This window comes from Microbacterium sp. (assembly GCF_032084865.1).
Taxonomy (GTDB): domain Bacteria; phylum Actinomycetota; class Actinomycetes; order Actinomycetales; family Microbacteriaceae; genus Microbacterium.
The window spans coordinates 1-1,438 of sequence record NZ_DAMDLU010000241.1; the positions used below are offsets into that span (position 1 = coordinate 1).

Annotated in this window: 2 protein-coding genes and 1 pseudogene; all 3 read right to left on the minus strand. The window is 72.2% G+C overall.

From position 1 onward, the window contains the following. Nucleotides 1-411: FAD-dependent oxidoreductase (locus RT309_RS14970; RefSeq protein WP_313358313.1), on the minus strand; the 411-nt coding region annotated here is incomplete at its 3' end. A gap of 18 nt (nt 412-429) precedes the next feature. Further along, entirely contained in the window at nt 430-1,086 is a 657-nt protein-coding gene (locus RT309_RS14975) for a histidine phosphatase family protein (protein WP_313358315.1), read from the minus strand. 57 nt (nt 1,087-1,143) lie between these two features. Then, nucleotides 1,144-1,438: pseudogene (locus RT309_RS14980) on the minus strand (molecular chaperone DnaJ); the annotation flags it as partial.

Consider the following 1,438-nt stretch of genomic DNA (forward strand, 5'->3'; position numbering starts at 1 on the left):
CTCCTTGTACGGCAGCGCGTCGGTGAGGGTGATGGCCCGAGCGAAGTGGCACAGGAACGGCACGTCGACCATGGCACCGGCCAGGGACACGTCGGCCAGCGTGGCCAGTCCGATCGGATCGCCCGGGATGTCGTCCGCGCGGCGCACGTGCACCCCGATCGGGAACGGCTGCAGCTGCAGGCCCGGCACGTCCGCCCACCGCCTCACGGAGCGGTACGCGGGGTTGAGCACCTGGAATCCGCGATCCAGCCGGAACCCGTCGACGATGTCGGTACGCTGTCGCCCGCCGACATCGTCCGAGGCCTCGAGCACCACGACGTCAAGGCCCGCTTCGGCGAGCACGGTTGCGGCGCGCAGCCCCGCCAGCCCCGCGCCGATGACGATCACGTCGTGATCCACTGCGCTGCTCATGCGGCCCCCGATCTCGTCTCAGGACTCGGCGGGCTGCATCGGCAGGCGCGGTCCGTGGTTCCAGGCGAGGATCGCCGGCTGCTCGCGGGCGAATCCCAGCACCGACACCGATCCGGCATCCAGCGAGATCGACGCGCCGAACCGCGGCGCCTGCCGCAGGAACACCGCGGTGAGGATGCGCAGATAGTGGCCGTGCGCGACGAGGGCGACATCTCCGGATGCCATCGCCGGCAGCACTCTCGTCAGCACGCGGGATGCCCGGGCGGCGACCTCCTCGACCGTCTCGCCCGGCGTCTCGCCGCGGATCACTCCGTGCTCGAAGGTGGTCCAGTTGTAGCCCAGCTCGGCGCGGATCTCCTTGGTGGTGCGGCCCTCGTATCCGCCGTAGTCCCACTCCACGAGCAGCGGATCGATCGCCGCCGTCAACCCGGCGAGCTCGGCCGTGCGGCGGGCGCGCTGCAGCGGAGAACTCAGCACGAGCCCGAAGTCGTAGCCCGTCACCAGCTCGCCGGCCGACCGGGCGAGCTCTTCGCCGTGCGGGGTGAGCGGGATGTCGGTCAGGCCGGTGTGCCTGCCGGTGCGCGACCACTCGGTCTCGCCGTGACGCAGCAGCACGAGCTTGCCCTCCGGGGCGTCCGGGGCGGGGTGATCGGGCAGCGGGTCGGTGGCATTCACGCTCTCACCGTAACCCGCGCGGCCACGTCGGGCACGGGCGTCCGATCCCGCGGGATGTCAGGGGGAGAGCACACGGGTGCTGTGCGTCAATCGGCTGCGCACGTCGAACGCCTCGTTGCCGCCGAGCACGCGGGCTCCCGGAACCCCGCCGCGCAGCACCGTGCGCAGCGCGCTGCGGCGCACGACCACGACCGGCACACCTCGCACAGAGCCCAGGGGCGTGACCGCGTCGTCGAGGTCGTCGTCGGGGAGGATGAGGATCGCGCCGCCGAAGCGCACGCGAGCAGCGCGCGCCACGATACGCATGCCGGCGAGCAGGTCGCCGATCGGTGTGGCGTCGCCGACGTGGCTG